The organism is Erwinia pyri (genome assembly GCF_030758455.1).
GTDB classification, from domain to species: Bacteria; Pseudomonadota; Gammaproteobacteria; order Enterobacterales; family Enterobacteriaceae; genus Erwinia; species Erwinia pyri.
Map to the genome: position 1 here is coordinate 2,742,792 of NZ_CP132353.1, position 18,195 is coordinate 2,760,986.

Annotated in this window: 31 protein-coding genes and 2 pseudogenes; 9 read left to right on the plus strand and 24 right to left on the minus strand. The window is 49.5% G+C overall.

What is annotated here, in order from left to right; genetic code table 11:
* Positions 1-11: 11 nt before the first annotated feature.
* Together Q3V30_RS12790 and Q3V30_RS12795 are read right to left on the minus strand one after the other, a co-directional pair.
* Positions 12-797: pseudogene (locus tag Q3V30_RS12790) on the minus strand (phage terminase large subunit family protein); the annotation flags it as partial.
* Positions 784-1,353 (minus strand): terminase small subunit, encoded by a 570-nt coding sequence (locus Q3V30_RS12795; protein WP_306206203.1) that lies wholly within the window; start codon positions 1,351-1,353, stop codon positions 784-786. The pseudogene Q3V30_RS12790 and the gene Q3V30_RS12795, both read right to left, overlap by 14 nt.
* A gap of 195 nt (positions 1,354-1,548) precedes the next feature.
* Between Q3V30_RS12795 and Q3V30_RS22820 the strand changes: the two genes are divergently transcribed.
* On the plus strand, positions 1,549-1,914 hold the full coding sequence (locus Q3V30_RS22820) for a DUF2441 domain-containing protein (protein ID WP_487320592.1): 366 nt from the start codon (positions 1,549-1,551) through the stop codon (positions 1,912-1,914).
* Here the strand turns inward: Q3V30_RS22820 and Q3V30_RS12800 are convergent.
* The 21 genes and pseudogenes from Q3V30_RS12800 to Q3V30_RS12900 all read right to left on the minus strand — a co-directional run bounded on the left by Q3V30_RS12800 (position 1,911) and on the right by Q3V30_RS12900 (position 12,776).
* The gene (locus tag Q3V30_RS12800) at positions 1,911-2,090 is read right to left on the minus strand and encodes a hypothetical protein (RefSeq protein ID WP_306206204.1); all 180 of its coding nucleotides are present in this window, start codon (positions 2,088-2,090) and stop codon (positions 1,911-1,913) included. The two genes, Q3V30_RS22820 and Q3V30_RS12800, sit on opposite strands and share 4 nt — an antisense overlap.
* A 72-nt stretch (positions 2,091-2,162) precedes the next feature.
* The gene (locus Q3V30_RS12805; protein ID WP_306206206.1) at positions 2,163-2,378 is read right to left on the minus strand and encodes a helix-turn-helix domain-containing protein; all 216 of its coding nucleotides are present in this window, start codon (positions 2,376-2,378) and stop codon (positions 2,163-2,165) included.
* 542 nt (positions 2,379-2,920) lie between these two features.
* The gene (gene lysC / locus Q3V30_RS12810; protein WP_306206208.1) at positions 2,921-3,268 is read right to left on the minus strand and encodes an Rz1-like lysis system protein LysC; all 348 of its coding nucleotides are present in this window, start codon (positions 3,266-3,268) and stop codon (positions 2,921-2,923) included.
* Between the two features lie 282 nt (positions 3,269-3,550).
* Positions 3,551-4,183, minus strand: a complete 633-nt coding sequence (locus Q3V30_RS12815; RefSeq protein WP_306206211.1) for a glycoside hydrolase family 19 protein — start codon at positions 4,181-4,183, stop codon at positions 3,551-3,553.
* The gene (locus tag Q3V30_RS12820) at positions 4,170-4,532 is read right to left on the minus strand and encodes a phage holin family protein (RefSeq protein ID WP_306206214.1); all 363 of its coding nucleotides are present in this window, start codon (positions 4,530-4,532) and stop codon (positions 4,170-4,172) included. Before Q3V30_RS12820 ends, Q3V30_RS12815 begins: the two co-directional genes overlap by 14 nt.
* Positions 4,533-4,808: 276 nt before the next feature.
* Positions 4,809-5,432: a hypothetical protein gene (locus tag Q3V30_RS12825; protein ID WP_306206216.1), complete on the minus strand. Its 624-nt coding sequence runs from the start codon at positions 5,430-5,432 to the stop codon at positions 4,809-4,811.
* Positions 5,429-6,010, minus strand: a complete 582-nt coding sequence (locus Q3V30_RS12830; RefSeq protein ID WP_306206218.1) for a recombination protein NinG — start codon at positions 6,008-6,010, stop codon at positions 5,429-5,431. The genes Q3V30_RS12825 and Q3V30_RS12830 overlap by 4 nt, the downstream gene beginning before the upstream one ends.
* Positions 6,011-6,122: 112 nt before the next feature.
* Positions 6,123-6,644 (minus strand): annotated as a pseudogene (locus Q3V30_RS12835) (hypothetical protein).
* A complete protein-coding gene (locus Q3V30_RS12840; RefSeq protein WP_306206220.1) occupies positions 6,641-6,847 on the minus strand; it encodes a hypothetical protein in 207 nt (68 codons plus the stop codon). Before Q3V30_RS12840 ends, Q3V30_RS12835 begins: the two are co-directional and overlap by 4 nt.
* Positions 6,840-7,046: a protein ninH gene (locus Q3V30_RS12845; RefSeq protein WP_306206222.1), complete on the minus strand. Its 207-nt coding sequence runs from the start codon at positions 7,044-7,046 to the stop codon at positions 6,840-6,842. The genes Q3V30_RS12840 and Q3V30_RS12845 overlap by 8 nt, the downstream gene beginning before the upstream one ends.
* Positions 7,043-7,420 carry a hypothetical protein gene (locus tag Q3V30_RS12850; RefSeq protein ID WP_306206223.1) on the minus strand — a complete coding sequence of 126 codons (378 nt, stop codon included), beginning with the start codon at positions 7,418-7,420 and terminating at the stop codon, positions 7,043-7,045. Before Q3V30_RS12850 ends, Q3V30_RS12845 begins: the two co-directional genes overlap by 4 nt.
* The gene (locus Q3V30_RS12855) at positions 7,421-7,870 is read right to left on the minus strand and encodes a YbcN family protein (RefSeq protein WP_306206225.1); all 450 of its coding nucleotides are present in this window, start codon (positions 7,868-7,870) and stop codon (positions 7,421-7,423) included.
* Complete coding sequence (locus Q3V30_RS12860) at positions 7,867-8,043, minus strand: hypothetical protein (protein WP_306206227.1); 177 nt, start codon at positions 8,041-8,043, stop codon at positions 7,867-7,869. Before Q3V30_RS12860 ends, Q3V30_RS12855 begins: the two co-directional genes overlap by 4 nt.
* 9 nt (positions 8,044-8,052) lie before the next feature.
* The gene (locus Q3V30_RS12865; protein ID WP_306206229.1) at positions 8,053-8,808 is read right to left on the minus strand and encodes a hypothetical protein; all 756 of its coding nucleotides are present in this window, start codon (positions 8,806-8,808) and stop codon (positions 8,053-8,055) included.
* Positions 8,805-9,272 carry a VUT family protein gene (locus tag Q3V30_RS12870; RefSeq protein ID WP_306206231.1) on the minus strand — a complete coding sequence of 156 codons (468 nt, stop codon included), beginning with the start codon at positions 9,270-9,272 and terminating at the stop codon, positions 8,805-8,807. The genes Q3V30_RS12865 and Q3V30_RS12870 overlap by 4 nt, the downstream gene beginning before the upstream one ends.
* Positions 9,273-9,432: 160 nt before the next feature.
* Positions 9,433-9,648, minus strand: coding sequence for a hypothetical protein (locus tag Q3V30_RS12875; protein ID WP_306206233.1), 216 nt, complete (start codon positions 9,646-9,648; stop codon positions 9,433-9,435).
* Positions 9,645-10,337 carry a replication protein P gene (locus Q3V30_RS12880; protein ID WP_306206235.1) on the minus strand — a complete coding sequence of 231 codons (693 nt, stop codon included), beginning with the start codon at positions 10,335-10,337 and terminating at the stop codon, positions 9,645-9,647. The genes Q3V30_RS12875 and Q3V30_RS12880 overlap by 4 nt, the downstream gene beginning before the upstream one ends.
* Positions 10,334-11,278 (minus strand): Replication protein O, encoded by a 945-nt coding sequence (locus Q3V30_RS12885; protein ID WP_306206237.1) that lies wholly within the window; start codon positions 11,276-11,278, stop codon positions 10,334-10,336. The genes Q3V30_RS12880 and Q3V30_RS12885 overlap by 4 nt, the downstream gene beginning before the upstream one ends.
* A complete protein-coding gene (locus Q3V30_RS12890) occupies positions 11,275-12,108 on the minus strand; it encodes a ParB/RepB/Spo0J family partition protein (RefSeq protein WP_306206238.1) in 834 nt (277 codons plus the stop codon). The genes Q3V30_RS12885 and Q3V30_RS12890 overlap by 4 nt, the downstream gene beginning before the upstream one ends.
* Before the next feature lie 33 nt (positions 12,109-12,141).
* Positions 12,142-12,480 (minus strand): hypothetical protein, encoded by a 339-nt coding sequence (locus tag Q3V30_RS12895; protein WP_306206240.1) that lies wholly within the window; start codon positions 12,478-12,480, stop codon positions 12,142-12,144.
* 110 nt (positions 12,481-12,590) lie between these two features.
* Positions 12,591-12,776, minus strand: coding sequence for a Cro/CI family transcriptional regulator (locus Q3V30_RS12900; RefSeq protein WP_306206242.1), 186 nt, complete (start codon positions 12,774-12,776; stop codon positions 12,591-12,593).
* An 81-nt stretch (positions 12,777-12,857) separates the two neighbouring features.
* On the opposite strand from Q3V30_RS12900, the gene Q3V30_RS12905 reads away from it, so the two are divergent.
* From Q3V30_RS12905 to Q3V30_RS12915, 3 genes are all read left to right on the plus strand, one after another.
* On the plus strand, positions 12,858-13,520 hold the full coding sequence (locus Q3V30_RS12905; protein WP_306206244.1) for a LexA family protein: 663 nt from the start codon (positions 12,858-12,860) through the stop codon (positions 13,518-13,520).
* A 130-nt stretch (positions 13,521-13,650) separates the two neighbouring features.
* Complete coding sequence (locus Q3V30_RS12910) at positions 13,651-13,902, plus strand: hypothetical protein (protein WP_306206246.1); 252 nt, start codon at positions 13,651-13,653, stop codon at positions 13,900-13,902.
* Entirely contained in the window at positions 13,899-14,414 is a 516-nt protein-coding gene (locus tag Q3V30_RS12915) for a hypothetical protein (protein ID WP_306206248.1), read from the plus strand. Before Q3V30_RS12910 ends, Q3V30_RS12915 begins: the two co-directional genes overlap by 4 nt.
* Before the next feature lie 499 nt (positions 14,415-14,913).
* Here the strand turns inward: Q3V30_RS12915 and Q3V30_RS12920 are convergent, their stop codons facing one another.
* Positions 14,914-15,120 carry a DUF2767 family protein gene (locus Q3V30_RS12920; RefSeq protein ID WP_306206250.1) on the minus strand — a complete coding sequence of 69 codons (207 nt, stop codon included), beginning with the start codon at positions 15,118-15,120 and terminating at the stop codon, positions 14,914-14,916.
* A 385-nt stretch (positions 15,121-15,505) separates the two neighbouring features.
* Between Q3V30_RS12920 and Q3V30_RS22825 the strand changes: the two genes are divergently transcribed.
* The 5 genes from Q3V30_RS22825 (at position 15,506) to Q3V30_RS12940 (ending at position 18,192) form a co-directional block, all read left to right on the plus strand.
* The gene (locus Q3V30_RS22825) at positions 15,506-15,739 is read left to right on the plus strand and encodes a transcriptional antitermination N peptide (RefSeq protein ID WP_487320590.1); all 234 of its coding nucleotides are present in this window, start codon (positions 15,506-15,508) and stop codon (positions 15,737-15,739) included.
* Entirely contained in the window at positions 15,690-16,370 is a 681-nt protein-coding gene (locus Q3V30_RS12925) for an Nmad5 family putative nucleotide modification protein (RefSeq protein WP_306206252.1), read from the plus strand. Before Q3V30_RS22825 ends, Q3V30_RS12925 begins: the two co-directional genes overlap by 50 nt.
* 211 nt (positions 16,371-16,581) lie before the next feature.
* The gene (locus Q3V30_RS12930) at positions 16,582-16,722 is read left to right on the plus strand and encodes a hypothetical protein (RefSeq protein WP_306206254.1); all 141 of its coding nucleotides are present in this window, start codon (positions 16,582-16,584) and stop codon (positions 16,720-16,722) included.
* Positions 16,723-16,742: 20 nt separating this feature from the next.
* Complete coding sequence (locus Q3V30_RS12935) at positions 16,743-17,042, plus strand: hypothetical protein (protein WP_306206255.1); 300 nt, start codon at positions 16,743-16,745, stop codon at positions 17,040-17,042.
* Between the two features lie 148 nt (positions 17,043-17,190).
* Positions 17,191-18,192, plus strand: a complete 1,002-nt coding sequence (locus Q3V30_RS12940; protein ID WP_306206257.1) for a hypothetical protein — start codon at positions 17,191-17,193, stop codon at positions 18,190-18,192.
* Positions 18,193-18,195 lie beyond the last annotated feature (3 nt).

Below are 18,195 nucleotides of genomic sequence, written 5' to 3' on the forward strand. Positions count from 1 at the left end.
ATTCAACGGCTTCCATAGTTGAACCGTATGGCGTGGGAGTTGTCCGGATACTGCTCGGAATAGCTCTGGCTGTTATCAATCAGTACTGGCAGGTTTAGATGGTGCCACTTCTCACCACTGCCACCGCGCAGCAGATAGCCGCTCAGGTCGTGATAATGGATTCGCTGCATAATTACGATCATTGGCGTTGTTTCAATTGCCAGGCGCGATTTAATGGTTTCGTTAAACCGGTTGTTCACGCCATCACGCACCGTCTCGCTGTAGGCGTCGTCCGGCTTTACCGGATCATCGATAATCAATGCACCCTGCCAGCCTGATTCCATATGTCCGGCACGGAATCCTGTTACCTGACCAGCAGCTGATGATGCATAAACGCCACCACCAAACTCGTTCCACCACATCGCTTTGCTGTCTGCATCGTCGCGCAACTCCATGGGCCACATTGACTGATAGGCTTGCGAGCGGATCATTCCACGTGCGGTGGATGAATTCAGCAGTGCCAGATTGTGCGAGTACGAAAGATGCATGAAGCGAGCTCGCTTATTCAGCGTTAGGCCCCGCCCCATCATGTTGATGGTTGCCAATTCAGTTTTTGTATAGCCGGGAGGAACGTTGATAATCAGTCGGGTAATTTCACCATCAATAACGCGATCCAACGTTTTCTGAATAACTTTATGGTGTGGTGCGACAATCATCTTGCCGCCAGTGCGCTGCTTAAAGAAGTAACGAGCGTAATAAAGCCCATCATCTTCGCATTCTAAACGCCGCGCATAGATCTTCTGCTCAGCAGTCGTCATCCTCCAACATCTCCCGCCGCGCAGCTTTGTATTCGTCTTTGGTCAGCGTCGCTACTTCAATCGGTCCACCGTTCTTACCGGTGTGCTCGTGTGACGCCTGCTCTTTGAATGCCATCACGCTGATGTGCTTACCAAGCAGCTCAAGGTTTTTCACCTTATCAGGCCATTTAATCTTCTTAAGGATGTTCTCCATCGTCGTTTCATCAAAATTGGTGACGGTGGTCAGGATGTCCAATCCGCTAAGCGTCGTGCGCCAGACCTTTGGCCACTCGTGAACCATCTTCAGCCCACCGTCATCTTTCAGGATGTCCAACACATCCATCTGGTCTATCTCAACCAAACGCTTCAGCACATAAGCAGCATCAATGTTTACTTGCTCGTTGCGTTGTACTTTGAGTTCGGCGATTCTGTTTTGGATGTCTGGTTTTGAGAGGTTCTCACTACCAATCTTCCGGGCGGTGTTTTCGCTGTACCCCGCCCGAATTGCCGCTTGCGTGGCGTTCAAATCGATGAGGTACTCGCGACAGAACATTTCTTGTTTGTCGGTGAGTGCCATTTTATATCCAAGGGAATTATGATTACGTTATATACCGTTGATAGAAGGGGGTACTTTGAGAGGGGAAATACTCCACATCTCATTGCGCATAGCGCGACCGGGCTGCCAGAGCTTGATCAATATATTCAGAAGCTTTTCCCTGGTGGGATGTCACCACATGGTAATCAGTACTTTTCCAACAGTAATTCTTCAGTCATGAAAACTGACTGCTCGACGGAACTTCATTTGGAAATGCACAGAAGGGCTTTCCATGCGCACAAGCCATCGCGTTTCACATCTATTTTTGCATGTCAGACACTTGAAGAGTGCCTAACTTTTCGTCACAGACACGGCTCAACTAGAAATCTAATCTACTCGTTTGAAATCAAGGAAAAAGATGTTCACATCGGAGATATGGAGCTATTGAAAGCTGCATGCTCTACGCTTGTATTCTCTCACCACCTTGATCTTTATTGGTCAGGTGAGGACTTTTGTAAATACATGCTTTCGCATGAACCTTTTTATGAAGTACTTGTCAATTTATCTTTATCATCTATTACAAATTGGAAACGTTGCGGCTAACTTTCAGGCACGTACTCCATCTTAAGCACGTCGTCCGGAGCCAGGTAAACCCATGAGCCGTCTTCTTTGGCTACACCGATAAAACCGTTAACCATCTCAGGTTGTGATCGATTCATCAGGCCTTCGTGGGTTTCACCTGACTTTGTGGTTACGGTTATACGGTAGGTGTCAGGCATATTAGCTCCAATAAAAAACCGCCCGGAGGCGGCTTAGTTCAAATCATTGTTTTTTAAGTTATATTCATTAACTCATACGCCAAAGAGAAGCTCATTAAGCGGCATTCGTAGGGCTACAGAAATCTTTCTGAGACCGAGAATGGATATGTTGCGCTTGCCGTTTTCAACTCCACTAAGATAGGTCCTGTCAATTCCAGAGATTTCACCCAGTTCCATCTGGCTCAGGCGAATATGGTTACGCCTGTCTCTTATCCTCAGCCCCAGGTCGATAAGAAATTTATCGCTCATATCTCATACCTTTTCGTTTGAGCAATATCGGCAGATATCGGGTGCGTTAAACGGGTGCATTCCTTAGCACTACTTCCGTCTGCACTATCCAATATTGCTGTCTCTATAACTGTCATGCTTGCAGCTTTTCAACACCACTTACTGCTGAGGATCCAATACAACAACCTCTATCAGCCGGTATTTATGATGTCTGCTATGGTGAGTTTACCGCTAAGCACTGACAGGCCAGCGGCTTTGAAATTTGGCATGGTGATCGGTAGTAATGCAGTTGGCCTGTAAAAACCGTGACCAAGATGCCAGAACCACACATGAGGTATCGAGATACCATTCCCGACCCAGTAGAAACCAGTTTCCATAATGGTTATCCGGTTGAAAATGAACATCCAACCTAACACGATTAAAGCCAAATTACTCACTCACACTTGCAAATCTGCGCCACACCTGCCCCAGTAATCATCAAAGGCGCTTTGTTTAGACAGAAGATAAAGCTCAGCTGATTTTTTTACCGCTTACGCTTGCAGTTAAAACAAAAGGTATTATTTTTATATATTCAGTGGATTCAAAGTACCACTGGCTCCTTTACTCGGCGCACGGGACGCGCCGCCTTTTTTCTCTTCAATCTTACTGATGCCCGCCCGGTCAATGTTGCACTGCCCCAGCAGGCCATACAGCTCAGCATTCAGCGACACGCTGTCTCCGAACGTCAGATCATCCGGCACTGGCGGCACATCAATCTGGCTGGTCAGTTCTGCCGGCAGGCTTAGCTGAGGCTGCTTTACTGCCCGGTACTCCACCTGCGGATTTTGCTGCGTCGCGCAACCTGTCAGCAGCATCAGCGGGAACAGGAGCAACAGCGCATTTGTCTGACGCGAGATAACGTTTAATTTCACTCTGGAGCTTCCTGTTTTGCTGTGCTGTAACTGCCCGTTGCTCAGTAATCTGAGACATGACGGCATTTTGTTGCTTAACTGCTGTGACCAGGTCGCTTACACTTGCCGCCAGGCCATCATTTTTACTTCGCAGATCGTTAATCTGGTCGTCTTTACTGTTCGTCAGCTTTTCGAGGCGTTCGTTTGTCGCAAGCAGCTGACTGTTCCGGGTGTTAAGCCCCCAGAGCGCCAGGATGAAGAGGCCTACAATTATCAGGCCGGTATTGTTTCGGATAATACTGATTACTTTGAGCACAGAACCCCCTTAGCTTTAGTGAGCCGGGTTTTCCTGTCTTCTATTCCGTTAATGCCGCCGTTAATAACGCGGGTGATGCGACTAACATCATCTGCGTCAGCTTTTTCATTCAGTCCGTGAACCTTCCACCATGCAGCTGCTGACTCCGCAGCCAGTTTGTAATCAGCCAGCAAGTCAGGCTTTGCAAGCACATCAACGCCCAGTGGTTGAACCAAATCTCTGTAATTCGACTTCCCTGTAATCTGGATAAGCCCTCGCCCGCGGTAACGATAACCGTCACCTGATTCCACATCACCATTACCCATTCGGTTGGCGTAGATGATATTGGCAATCATGGGCTGATTTGCCTGCTGGGGTGGGCGACGGCCATACTTCAGCGCCTGTTCTTTCGTAATGCGATTCCCGAACATCGCGATGAGCGCGCCCCAGAGATAATTCAGGTTTTCCTGCACGAAGCGAAAGCCGCCTGATTCATGCCCTACCTGGGCGAGGAAATGCGCCTGACGCAGTGGCGTGTTAATTCCATGCTTCTGCATCGCTGCCATTACCGGCTCATACCATGCGTCCCGCAATTCATCGCCAATACCCGTCGCGCGCTGGAATTGATTAACTGTCAGCATTTGAACCTCCGTTAACCCCTTCGAGGCCTACCCGCCTGCGAACAGACGAAAAGAGCGCATCAACGCCGATATATCCGACGAATGCTGAGAACGGCCAGCATAATTCCGGCGGAAAAGTCCAACCGAATATCGCGCATATTGCCGTTAGTGTTGGCTGAGCAAAAAAACAAAGAATTCCACACATCGCCGCGCCGGTGAGACGGTCACGCCATATGGTTTTCCTGTTCCGCGAGGTTGTGAGGATTGACATTACGAATGCCAGTATTGAGTAGCCGACCTCATTGCGGTGATTTGCCAGCCAGGCGATCATTGCCGCCAGGTTATCAGGTCTGTCCGGCATACGTTTCATCTCCCACCTCTCTTTCAGGCGGCTGCATGTGTTTTTGAAAGGATAAAGATCGCCCGCTACCACACAGGAATATTTAAGGGTCGAGTTAATTGGTAGGGGCGAAAAACGAAAAAAGGCCGCTCTGATGGCGACCTTCTGGAATTAAGGCAATAAAAAAGGCCCGACTCTTTAGAATCAGGCCTTTCTCGTATATTCGCGCGCTCAGTTCGCTTTGCTTCCCGAGCATGCATGAATATTGCCAGGTTATATGCCCGCCGTCTTTAGCTATTCGTGCTATCAGGCTGCTAATGCAGAATATTCTTTCTCCAATTCGCGTTTAACTGCGTAATACAATTCTCCCTCAAGTATGTCCTGTGACCACTCCATTCTATTTCGAGCCTCTTTCGGCGTGATGCCAGTGAAGTAAATTAACGACTGAGCGAGGTTTTGCGCGCTCTTGCATTTGCAGTATCGTAATCTGGCTACAGAGCGGATCGGGTTATCCCGTCCAAACGTTTTCACAATTACCGATTCCATGAAGGCAGCATCATCTGATTCTTTGGCGAGAGCGATGATGTTGCCGGTTGATGATTGTGGTACCAGGATGTCACGGGCTTTGCGGAGTAGCTCTTCCCCTCTGTAGCCTTCACAGTGAAGCTCTGTGACAACCTTCTCTATCTGCTTGGCTTTCTGCTCACTCCACTCGCATCGCATCATGAGCCTACCCAGAACGTTGATTTCACCTCGCTCGTACTCATCGCCGGAAAGGTGGTCACCCCATACAGTCAGCAGGTTTCGTATCCACGCCTGTTGTGATCGGTTGATGGTCTTCCAGCCGGTGCCGAATATCCTGCGCATGTCAGCTGCAGTCCGTACATCCACAAGGCGAACGATCTGCTGATAGTCGTGCTCTATTCTCATGCTGCTTCCTCCTGCTGTTTGATTAGCTCTCTCAATTTCGATCTGTAATGCGCCCTGAGGGTGTCTAACTCTTCACGGGTGTATCGGTGAGGGTTGTTATCAGATTCGAGCGCCTCGACGCGCTGAAGGCCGATTTTGGCTATGAGGTTGATGCGGTACGGACCAATTGCGCCAGAGTGATGCGTATTGCACGCTGAACACTGGCTGTGAACGTTGTCCTCGTTGAACCTGAGCTGAGATGCCGCTGCAGTTGTCCGGTAGTGCCCAGCGTGATAGCTGATTGCCGATGTGCTGCCGCAGCTGATACAAACTTCCCCATCCCGCGCCCTGATGAAGTCGTTGAATGCCCGTTGGGTCATGTTCATCCAGTGGCTTAACGGTTTCACATCGGCCTTGCGCTTATTCCATGCAGCACGCTGCTCCTTCTCCTGGCGCTTTTGTTTGCGTTCAGTGAGCTGGTTAGCGAGTTGGATTGCACATTTGGGAGAGCAGACGGTTTGTAGGCTGTTGCGGGGTGTGAACTTGGTGGGACAGCATTTGCACTTTTTAAGCTTCGGCGGCTTGATGACTGTTGCCATCTTCATCCTCCATCTTAAAATTGGGGTCACTCATTTCATAGAACGCAGCGCATTCATCGCAAAGTGGCACTCATCAGGTGAGAGAGGCATTCCACAGTTGGCGCAAAGTGCTTCAGGCGGCTGTTTCATTCAATGCCTCGCCTATGGTTGGTAGACCATCGTAAATTTCATCAAAGTGTCCACGGACGACCATGCGACGGAGTGCGCTGTACATGAAATCGCATTCAGCCTGTTTGTTCCCGGTAAATGGTTTTTTGCAGTGCCACCAAGAGTTTGGCGGCCACCCGTGAACCTTCTGTACTCAATTTCCTTTTACGTGAAGCAACTCCCATCCATCCGGCAGATCTGAAGGCTCGATTACCCCAGGCTCACACATGAAAAATCTCCAGTCACCCATGCCGGTCTCTGGCTTTATTCGAAAGTGTTTTTTCTTGTCTGCGTGGAAGTCTGAACGTGAGCACTTGACTTCAATAAGGCATGAAACACCGTTACGAAAGCCGATAGCGTCGGGAAGTTCACCGGTGCCAGAATATGCCCGGAATTTATCGTTGAACGCCACGCCGAAACCGTTGGAGCGCAGATAGCGGTCAGCTTTCATGCACAACTCATCGTGAGTCATTTTTTCAGAAGTCATACCCTGCTCCATATCGACTGCTCCCAGCGGCGGGATGGCTGCGGGATGTGGCTGAGTTCGGGCAACAATGCGCTGACCGTCCACGACTTGTAGTCGGCGGAAAGTTGCTTTTCGGTTTTGATGTTGCGGGCTTGATACTGGAGGATGAGGGTGTTGGCTTCATCGGTGGTGCAGTTGGAGTGGTGGAACCAGGTTTTAGCCATGATTATTCCTCTTGTGCTCACCGAGTTGGCCGCGATACACCATCAGAACACCGTTCACTATCGCGTGTTGAGTAGCCTGAAAGTCGCGGGCATATTTCCGGATAGTGGCCCGATTAGAATTCAGCTTTTTAGCAGCCTCTGTCTGATTGCCGCGGGTGATAATGAGTAATTCGGGTATCGTGTTGAGCTGTGCGTTCATGTTCTTACTCCGCGCAGTGGCTGGTCAATTAACTGGTACATGCGGCTGTATTTCCGGCAAAGGTCGAATATGGCGTTTTCACTTTTCGGCACTGGCTTCGACGGTACGCGTCCCATTACTCCGGCGAGGTACGTATGGTTTGCAGTCTGTCGTACAGATGCTGCTGTCGGTTTATTTTCAAGGTTCAGCTTCACATAGGTGTGAATGTGATACCCGTTGGTGATAACTTCCCCTCTTGCAACCATCTTTGATAGCGCTCCACATGAGCTAACGCGCTTGTAGCCCAAAGACTGGATGTGGTCATGGACAATGCTTGTTGAGACATAGCCATGCTTGCTGGTCAGAAACTCTTTGATTCGTTCACGTGCTGTCATCTAAGCCACCTGCTTTTGTCTTAGTTGGTTGTATTCGCTATCAGCCGGTATCGTCAGCCTGCAACCGACATTAAGCGCCCACCCCTCTACCTGAGTGAGGTAGTAGTGCATGTCGCCTGTGTCGAGGCATGAGGTATGCCGTAGCGTCTGTATCTGGGTTCGCTCACCTGTTACCACATCGACCATCTCGCGTGCCTCATAGCCCAGATAGGTGTGTTTCATCGCATCCTTCACCCATTCAGGAGACGCAAAGGGCTTTCCACGCTTGATAAGATAAGCGCTTAGCTCTGCGTACCACATGTGTTGAAGAGAGTTCTGAGGGATGCTGCGTTGGTCACGCCATTCTGTGATTTTGATGCGCCAGCGTTTGCCGGAAGAGACGAGTTCGAAAAGTTGTTTAGTGAATTGACCCATGGTGGATACATGCAAACAAAAGTCCTGCACGGTCACCTCCGGTTCATCTGCTCCTGCAGCTTTGTCAGGCTGTCTTCACCCTTCAGGATGACATCGTTGATGGTCATAAGGCTGTGTCCGCCCATAACGAGTACCTTAAGTAGGGTAAAAACATCTTTCACGTCCTGTGCGTGGTCGGGGCGCTTTAGTGGGACTACGTTGTCAGTCATGGTTTCTCCTCAAACAGCCAGTTGTAACTGCATATTGAACCTGTCCCTATGCTCACAATAATTAAGTGAGCCAGGGCTGTTATGTGACTCGATGCGCTCGACCATCAAGGCCGCTCGCGTCTCTTTTGAAGCCGGAGCGTAAGCCCCTGACCATGCTTTATCGATGCCAATATTTCTGGCAACGTTTGTGCTGTCAGCGCTGGCAAGAGGAAGTTTGGTGAAAATAAGCGGGTTTAGCATTCGGAGGCCGTGAAGCTTTGCTATTGGTTGACCGTATTCATCGGTGACATGCCGGATCAAATCTTTCATGCGTGTAACTGCAAGGTTTGGGCGTTTAACGTCATATTCTCCGCAACTCCCGATTGCTACCCGCGGATACTCGTTACATAACCGAATAAACCGATCGTCGCTTTCGTTCATGTGCCAAACAGGAACTCCGTAGAAATCACCGTGTGGCCATTCATCAAGCAATGCCTCATTCTCTGCTTCACCACCGTCTATCACGTCCGGGATGATTGCGAAATCAAAGCCAGGGTGATTCTTCCAGCGAGCCACGAACTCGTAGTAATCGTTCCAGTCGATTTTGTTGCGCCCGGCCGCTTTCCACGCAGTAAACGCGCCGTTATCCAAAGCGAATGTCTGGCAATATTCAGAAGCGAGATTGATTTGGCTGGCGTGTGCGAAGGAGATAAAAGCATGCCTTCCCTTCCATGCCTTGATAGCGCAGGTATCTGGCGTTATGGGCCCGCCGTGATAATGGATCATCTCTTTACTCCTTTAAGCATCCAACTCCACAGCGCTCCGCCCAAAGTTTTACAGATGAATTGAGCAGCAATTATCACTGGCATGAATGCGCCAAAAGCTATCAGCGGAAACAGCATCGAATCCACTGCAGCCGCCGCCACATTCCCGGCATTGGACTTTTTCAGCCACGGCTTATCGATTAGCCACTGATATACCAGTGCGTTAACCAGTGCGGCCGCAATGAAAGCCACTACTGATGCAATCGCGATGACCCCAGATGCCGGGTTGATGAAGTAACTTATCAAGCCAGCTACAACTGACAACAGGAGTGAACAGGCTATCCCGTAACGCTCGTGAAGAAAATCTCTCAGAACCATGTCCAACCCTACCAGGAAGAACGCATTGATTGGCGTCACCCAGGGACCCAACTTAGCCACCAGGAGATTCGCTGCACAGATTGCAGCAATGTAAATTATCGTTATCACTCTCCCTCCATTGCTCTGGTATTCCAAGCAACTGAACACAGCTCTTCAGTGTTTTTCATAGCGAACCGTTCTGGATGAATGCTGAACGAAATACACATGCTCCGCCTCCCCGGTCTCACGGTTCAGTTTGTAAGAGGTAAGCTGTGAAAATGTACTCATATCACCCTCTCCCCTGCGTCTTGTCCTGCTGCTCAAATTCTGCATCAACAATGTAATCGTGTGCCTCTCGCGCCAGCATTCCCATTGCGTGGATAGTTTCCTGAGCCTGCGCAAGCGTCAGGTTCTGCTTGTTGCTGAGGTTGACGATTGCCAGCGTCTGGTTTCGGGCAACCTTCAGCAGTGGCGGTTCAATTATCAGCTGCGTTACGTTACTCATGTGCTGCTCCTGCGAATTCCAAGCTTCCTGCGAATTTCCGCGATTTTGTCCAGGCCCTTTTCGTTACTCACTGGTATGTGCAGTTTGGGTATCTGCACCACTGGCGCAGGAATGGACTCTCCGGATTCAATACGCCGCGACATCGATTTCAACTCTTTGAGGCAGTGCTTTCGCAGCTCAGGCGTAGTGAGATTTTGTGATCGCATTTCGGAGTACAGCTTGGTGACCATCCAGTAAGCCGCATTACTCGACCATGGAAACGCCTCCGGGCTGGCGAAGAAGCCGCGACGTGCACTGTAGTCCATCACCATATCGTGAAGCTCATCAGCATCCGGCAGACCGTGGCGGACAGCGTCACCCTGACGGCACCAGGCGACAAACTGGCCTGGGGATGGCAGAAACGGTGTTTCCTGCTGACGGGCAATTTTCATCCCGGCGTTAACCTGGTCGATACTGGTAATCCCGTTCTCGGCAAATGCCAGGACCCACTGCCTGCGCAGCTCGTTAAGCTCGTCCTGAGTTTTAATATTTGCCATCAGCGCCGGAAATGCCGCTTTCAGCTGGCGGAACAGCTCGTTGAATATCTGGATGGCCTGCTCTGGCACATGCTGCTTTGGCTTCTCAGCCTGGTACATCTGCTGCAATGATTTACCATCACGGTTCTGTATGGCGGTAACAAGGTTTCTCATAGCTGTAACCCCTCTGCCCAGTCTGTATTGCTGAAGTCCAGCGTCTGTTTGCCGCCGGTACCGGATTTAGCCTTGTCGCGCTTAATCGCCAGCTGCGACCACTTCTCACGAAGCTTTGCTGGGCACAGAACATTGCCACACCAGAAACTGTCCTGACTGGCCCAGCGGAACAGGCTGCACATGTCGCGATGGTCTCGCCCGTCTTTCTCACGCATCAGCCTGATGTCGTTTGCCCATCCTGCGAAGGCGGGCTTTCTTGCTGAAGGCTCGATTAATTTCACGACATCGAACATCCACTCAGCCGCTTTGAGATCGTCAGCAGTCCCCCACTTATCACCCTTCGGTGACTGAATGGCTGCTTCAGGTCGTTGAGTTTTATCTTGCTGGACAGCAGGAGGGAAAATTCTCTGACTAGAATCTAATACGTTAGTATTAGATGTTATATTGTTTGTGGCACTTTGATGGCAATCTGTTGGCACAACCTCCCCGCCAGCCCTTGCTGTATGCGGGTTTGCGTTGGCACTTTGATGGCAATCTGTTGGCACAACTTTTTGCTGATAATCATCGTATTTTGTGACCAGAATCTTCGAAAATTTCTTGTTCGATTCCTTGCTGATCATCCCCAGTTTTTCGAACTTCAGCAGCAGGTATTTTATCCGGTTAGGGTCAATACCTGTTTCCTGCGCCAGGGTGTGACGCCCGGTAATAAACTCCCCTCTCCTGCACAGCAATTCCCCGAACTCAGTCGATACCGGGCCGGGTGCATGGTTGGCAGAAAGGATGAAGTGAATCCACAGATGAACAGCATCAGAATCCGTCCTGTAGAAAGGCAGTTCCATTATTTTTCTGTGCAGCAAGGCAAACCCCTTACCGGTTGCCTCCGGTCTGTCAGCGGCCTTGTCAGGCCGTAATGGTGTTACGTTTGAATAGGCAAGGTTCATGATTTCTCCCGGCCTGTGTTGTCGCCAATACCAGAGCGGTATTCAGCGAGGATGCGTTTAATTTCATCAACGGTGCCGTGCGATAGGATCAACTGGTGAAAGCCGCCATCCACATCAAACTCAGCATCAACCAGCAGCTCAGCCAGTCGACGTGCCTTATGAGCGCTGAACTGAGGCATTGCTGCTGATTTGGTCAACTTGGATTTTCCTGATGCTTTGGCCTTCTCAAGCTGTATCTCAGCGACCGCGGCGGCGTGAGTACCATGCTGACGGGAAAGAGCAACCGCTGTTGTTGGTGCCACCTCGCCAGCCTTAACCATTTCAATCAGGCTGTCGCCGCATTCCAGCAGCTGTAGGTGGTGATCCACATCAGCAATACTGCGTTTTACCTTCTTCGCTATCTCAGCGACTTCCCAGCCCTGGTTGCTCAGGCGCTGATATGCTGCTGCACGCTCCAATGGTGCAAGCGCCTTGCCCTGAGAACTGGTGACCATGAACGCAATGCGATCGGCTTCGGTGCCAACAAAGTCTTTGCACTCCAGGCGAGGAATTTCGGTGCCCGATTCAGTGGCCAGCCTTGCGCCGTAATAGCGGTGATGCCCGTCGATAACCTTGACGCCCTGCTCTGTAACCTGCACAGCCAGAGGCGGGACAAACTCACCGGCAATGAAGGCATCTCGAAATTCTTCAACGTGCGCCTGGTCGATATCACGAACGTTGTAACCGGGCTCCACGTAAATTTCAGAGAGTGGAACCAGAAACGTTTTACGTACCGTGGTTTCGGTGCCGTTCTGGTCTTTGTATTTGTACAACTGCGAAAGTGATGACATAATTACTCCTGTGAATTGATCCAGTTATTCGCACTAAGCCGAGAAAGAGTTACCGCTCATCTCGGCTTTTTCTTTTGTCATTTCCAGCTGTAGCCGGGAATACTCCAGCTGTATCCAGATTAAGTGCCGGTAGTGTTCCAGCGGCATCTTCCGTTCTCCGCGCATCACAAAATCCTCTACACCGCAGGCGGCGAGAGTTTCCATAATTTCGGGATATTTTTCGGTACGGCGAAGGATGGTTGAATCAGCCACTACAAGCAGCTTTGCAACTACTGACTGGCGCGTACTGGCCAGAGCCTGATGTGCAGACGCCAAGAGGTGACGTCCGATAAACGCAATACTTGCTGATTTGCGTGGGTTTGCCTGTTCCATTTCTTATAATTTCCATGTTGGTTAGTTAATTACGTAAGCAACCCGTGGGGTTGCCACTGTTTTTGTGCACCTGCATCGGTGCGGTTAAGTTGTGTAAAGAGCGGTGGTGCTTATGCTGCTACTCGGTATGAAGCTTCCTGGTACTTCAGGGCGCCAGCTGTGACGATTTCCAATCGGTAGGCGTCTTTCTCAGGGATAATTTCCTTCCACTGAGATACTGCTGCGTCACTAATGCCTAATGCACGTGCCACTGCTCGCTGGGTTCCGAAGTGGTCGATTACATGTTTCTTTTTCATGGACTCGCTCCGAAATTAAAGAACTCTTAAATTATCTAACTAAAGGAAACTTAAGTCAACACGATTTAAGATAACTTAATTATGAAAATCACATCGGTTGGCGAGCGCATACGTGCGCGAAGGAAGGAGCTGCGTCTTACGCAGAAGGATCTATCTGCAAAGGTAGGGGTTTCTCACGTGTCTATCTCTCAATGGGAGAAAGATGAAACAGCGCCCAGAGGCGAAAACCTTCTAGCTCTGGCAAATGCGCTGGGGGTAAGCGCTAATTTCTTATCCACCGGGGAAGAATCAGCTTCTAACGTGTCTCCATCTGATATGGGTACAAAAAGGATTCCAGTGCTTAGTTATGTGCAGGCGGGGATGTGGACGGAAAGCCAGGAAATCACAGGCTATGACGGTAGCACCAGCTACTTGCTAATGGATGATGACTGCTCAAAATCGGCTTTTGCTCTGGTGATTGAAGGTGAGTCAATGCTGCCAAAATTCACCCCGGGCGACCGGATAATCGTTGATCCTGAAGTTTTCCCCGTGCCTGGTGATTTCGTTGTGGCCAGAGATGAGCTGAAGAACGAGACGGTATTCAAAAAGTACCGTCCAACGGGATCTGACCAGCATGGCAATGACATATATGAACTGGTGCCACTGAACGATGATTTCCCAACATTGCGATCAGAGTCCGGCCGGCTAAATGTCATCGGAACTATGATTGAGCATCGTATCAGCAGGAAAAACCACAGGCGTTAAGCCCAGCGGCCGGAAGAGACATTCGGGCAAAGTTTGCAAACTAAAGTTTTTCCATCTTTAGCCGATAAAATAATAATGCTTAAAAAATAATAATTTAAGGCACTCCAGCGGTTTGCGATAGGAATTGCAAATGAATTTCTCGTTGTTCAGTGGTGACATAGATCTGACCGGTATGCCTGAAGGCATTAAAGAGCTAAGGCTTTGGTGGGAATTCCTGTATGATAAGTGCCCTGTCGTAGCAATTGCCTTGATAATGATGATACCCATCATTATTTTGTATGCGATCTATACTCTTGGAACTATCTTTAAGAAAGAGAGGTCTATAGATCAGGCGGTTTACAGTAATCACCGAAAAGCCAAGAAAAGGGGGAAGAAAAAATGATTATTAATCTAATAATGGCCCTGGCCCTTGCTCTAGCCGTTGTATCTTACTGGGTTCTTTGCCGCAGAAGGGCTCTGAAGTATCAAGCTATCGCAGCAGATATTCTTGAAAAATATTTTGCCGATCGCTCAGTAACTGATGCCGACAAAGATTCGATGCTTCTCAACTATAAGATTTCAAGGCGCTGGTATAGCTTACCTTTCTTTGCGCTTATAACTCCTTTCCTTTTGGCTTATATGATTGTAACTAAAGGGAAAATTGACTCAAAGCCTAAAGTTAAGTCTAATCAGAAGCTTTACGATGCTGGATTTGATCAGTGCTTGAAAATGGCAATTAGCAAAAATCCAATTTTATCCATACTTTCTATGGCTTTCATTGGTGTATGTTTTGCCATTGCGATTCCTGTAGGGCTTATTTTTAACAGATTGTCATCACTGCCTACACCCGCAGGGATTGCTAATCTGTTTAGTATCATTAGTTCTCACAAATCCAAAAGAATACACCTGCATTAATGATAAACAACCCGGCCACCGCGCCGGGTTTTTTGTGCCATAACCTGCCAGTTCACCCTGTAGACACCAGTCTCATCTTCCACACAAACCCCAATCAACCAGAGATTAATGCGAAGCTGATCGCATTACTCTTTCCTTACAGTACTGGTCAAATCACCATGGTAAAATTCCTAAACTACACATGGGATGGTTACCGTATGTAGTACGAGATTAGAATAGTTTTTATTCAACCGGCTTTGCTAGCCGGTTTTTTTTCGTCAGGCATACACTTCGTGCTTAAACCAGCATTTGCTGCATAAATCTGCTTTCTAAATAGACAGTTGCCTGTATGCTGAGCGCTCAGCACAATGCTGAAATTGGATTCCCCAATTTCCTTGAACGAATTTATGCCTGTGTAACGCAGGCCTTTTTGCGCCGACACCAAATTTATGAACATGCTGGATACTCCTACTATCCAGCAGGTGGAGAGAAGCCTGCTTTCGAGCGGGCTTTTTTTCGCCTATCGGTCCAGCACGCATATCGACGCTTCCATCGCCTTAACCAGCAATTCACTCCTGCCCTCCCCCTTATGCGCCAGCGCGGTTCTCAACGCATCGGCTATCACCATCTGCTTAGACTCCACGCCGAAATCATGTAGCGTGAATACCATGACGCCTACCACCCGGCACATTTCATCGTAAAGCTCGTCTGATTCCTTCGAATACATACCCCACCCCGCTCAAATTATGACCAGATCAGCTTATCACTACGCTTATACAGAGCAACTTGCGCATAATAATTTAAGTTTTCTTTAATTCATGCTTGACGATTAATTTAAGTTGTCTTAAATTAGTTCTCACAGCAGGACGCTGAAGCAGTAACAGGCAGGGAGTTGAGCCTGGCTCTTTAACAACATGACCGACGCCGATACAGGCGTACCAAACCAGAGATGATTTTGGGAAGGACGAATGCGCAGGCTGATGCGCAGTGGGACGTGGCTGACTCACGAGGATGGCTCAAGCGAATAAGCAAGCTCGACGCCGCCTAAAACGCGCCTTATGCCGGAGATCAGCACCGGCCATCCTTCACCAAAATCATCACAGGAGACAGCCATGAATTCACGTGAACGCCGTGCAGCTGCTTACAGAGCAAAGTGTGCAGCAGAGAACAAGCTGGGCAGGAAGATTGAAGCAACGCTGTCTGGCTGCTCTGACCGCGTACTCAAGGCAGTAAGCGCACCGGGTGTGAGAAGTAAGTGTGAAAGCACATCAATGTGCCTGCCTGAGGTGGCTATCTATGCCGCAGGCTATCGGAAACCAACTAAGAGCATTTATCCAGCGAGGTAATCACATGTCATCAGTTCGATTAACAAACGCCATTCGCGAGCAAATAGCCAAAAACGCCTTAGCCAAATCAGGTGTAACAGCAGAAATTGCCACCCTGCAAAAGCGTCGTCATGAAGTTGCTCGTGCAGCGAGAGTATTTGCCTTTGGCGGAGAGCAGAAAACCAAAGCCATGGATGCTGGCTATGCAAAGCTTGAAAAGCTGATTGATGAGGTGAAGTCCAGCGGTGCTGACGTTTACATATCATCCGGGAAATCTTCAAGCATCTATCTGGCTATTGGTGGTCGCAGATTGGGTTGGTGCGACTATGGATTTGATGATAAAGGGTTCCAGATATTATTGGTAACACCGAAGAGAGATTGCTGCCTTTTCGCAGCGGATCATGTAATCACGAAAGATTTCGATGTAATTTTCGCTGAAGAGGCGAAAGTCGAAAAGCGAAAAGAAGAAATTGAGAAGACAGTGTGGGCGGCTTTGAACTCCGTTCAGACAATTAAGCGGCTGATTGAAGTTTGGCCTGAAAGCCAAGAGCTTATACCAGAAAACGTTGAAAGTGTACGCGCTGCGCTTCCTGCCTTAAAGGTCGAAGACCTAAATAAAATGATTGGTTTGCCAACCTCTGAGGCTGCCTAGAGCAGCCTTTTTTATGCCCGGAGCACAACATGATTCAGGTAAATGGCGAGAGCCGTGTAGTTATCAGAATGGCCTGTGGCACACGATATCGCCATACGCCTGTAATCAAAGCCCTCCCCTGCGGTTATCAGCCGTACTCATGGGAAGGGGTGACATTGACGCGTGACCAGCTTATGAGGGTGGTCAGGAAGCATTATCTGGAGGGGAAATAATGAACGAGCGTTTTTCAAAATCAGTTAGTCGCGGAAAAGACGACCGTTACTGGCAAAGGAAAAGAATGGCGAAGGCATTTATGGCCGCAGGTCACAGCCGCCAAATGGCTCTGAAGAAAGCTAAGTCATTGGTTAAATAGCCACTGTAAGGAGGTAGAGGATGCAGCAACCTATCGAAGTAAATCAGCTTGATATTGCCTTTGGCGGCAAAGCAATGAAGATACTTCCTGCTTATTCAGCAATACCGGATGAGTTTAAGAAAGACTCCAACAAATGGAGTCAGCTAGTTAGCAAATGGTTCTTTGGAGGACTCAATAAGGATGAGTGGCCGAAGGCTAAGGATGGTGTGGATTGGAACCTGGCGATGCGTAACATCCAAGCATGCTTGATATGTTTCGAGCCAAAGCACGAACACAAAATAGCTGGCGCGGCCTACCTCGCATCGCAGTGGTTTGAGTGACACCGCAGAAGCGATTCAAGAGTCGCTTCGACGATGCACTCGCATCACAACGCGCTTTAGAGATGAAGTGGGTTGGATAAAGTGAAGTAACCGTTAATGTTCCGGTTGGCCTCTTCGGAGGCCTTTTTTATGCCCACAGGAGAGGAATATGAGCGAAACAACGGATATCGCAGTACTCGAAATTAAGCCAGACCAGGCGCCGGTGGTTTATGTGCCGAACGGTCTCGATCAATACATTGAGCAGATTAAGCAGGCTGTGAATGAAGTCCCTGACCTGACCACGGCAAAGGGACGCTCTCGCGTAGCTTCACTGGCAGCCCAGGTATCACGCAGCAAGACGGCAATTGAAAAGCCGGGCCGTGAGTATCTGAAGCGCCTTAAGGAAGCGGTAAAGCCTGCTGAAGCAGAAATTAAGCGGTTCGTTGATGCATGTGACGCACTGCGGGATGCCACTCGCCAGCCACTGACTGAGTGGGAAGCTGAGCAGGATAGGATTGCTGCTGAAAAGGCCGCTGAGGAAGAAAAGCAGCGCATCGCAGCTGAAGAGCTGGCCGCCGAAGAAGCGCTGAAGAAGCAGATCGAATCAGATCATGAAATTGCTCTGCTCCTAAACGACAAATTCGACCGGGACGCGGCTGAAGCGAAAGCAGAAGCCGAGCGCCAGCGCATTGCTCACGAAGAAGAGCTGAAGCGTCAGGCGGTGGAACTGGCCCGCATTGAGGCAGAAGCCACAGCGCAGCGTGAGCGTGATGCCGCAGCCAAGCGAGAAGCTGACCTTAAAGCAGCCAAAGAGAAAGCTGAGGCTGACGCCAGGGCAGCACAGGAACGTGCCGAGCGCGAGGCCAGAGAGACGCGTGAGAAAGCTGGAAGGGAAAAGCAGCAGGCCATCGAAGCTGAGCAATTGAAAGCCCGTCAAGAAGCCGATCGCATAAAGCGTGAAGCTGAGCAGAAAGAAGCTGCCCGCCTGGCTGAAGAGAAGCGTATTGCTGATGAAGCCGCCGCTCGAGCTGCTGATATTGAACACCGCAAGGCCGTAAACAACAACGCCCTGCTTTGCCTTGTTGCTGCCGGCTTAACCGAAGAAGCTGCAAAAATCGCGATAACCGCTATCGCTAAAGGCGAAGTCAACGCCATCCGCATCACCTATTAATCA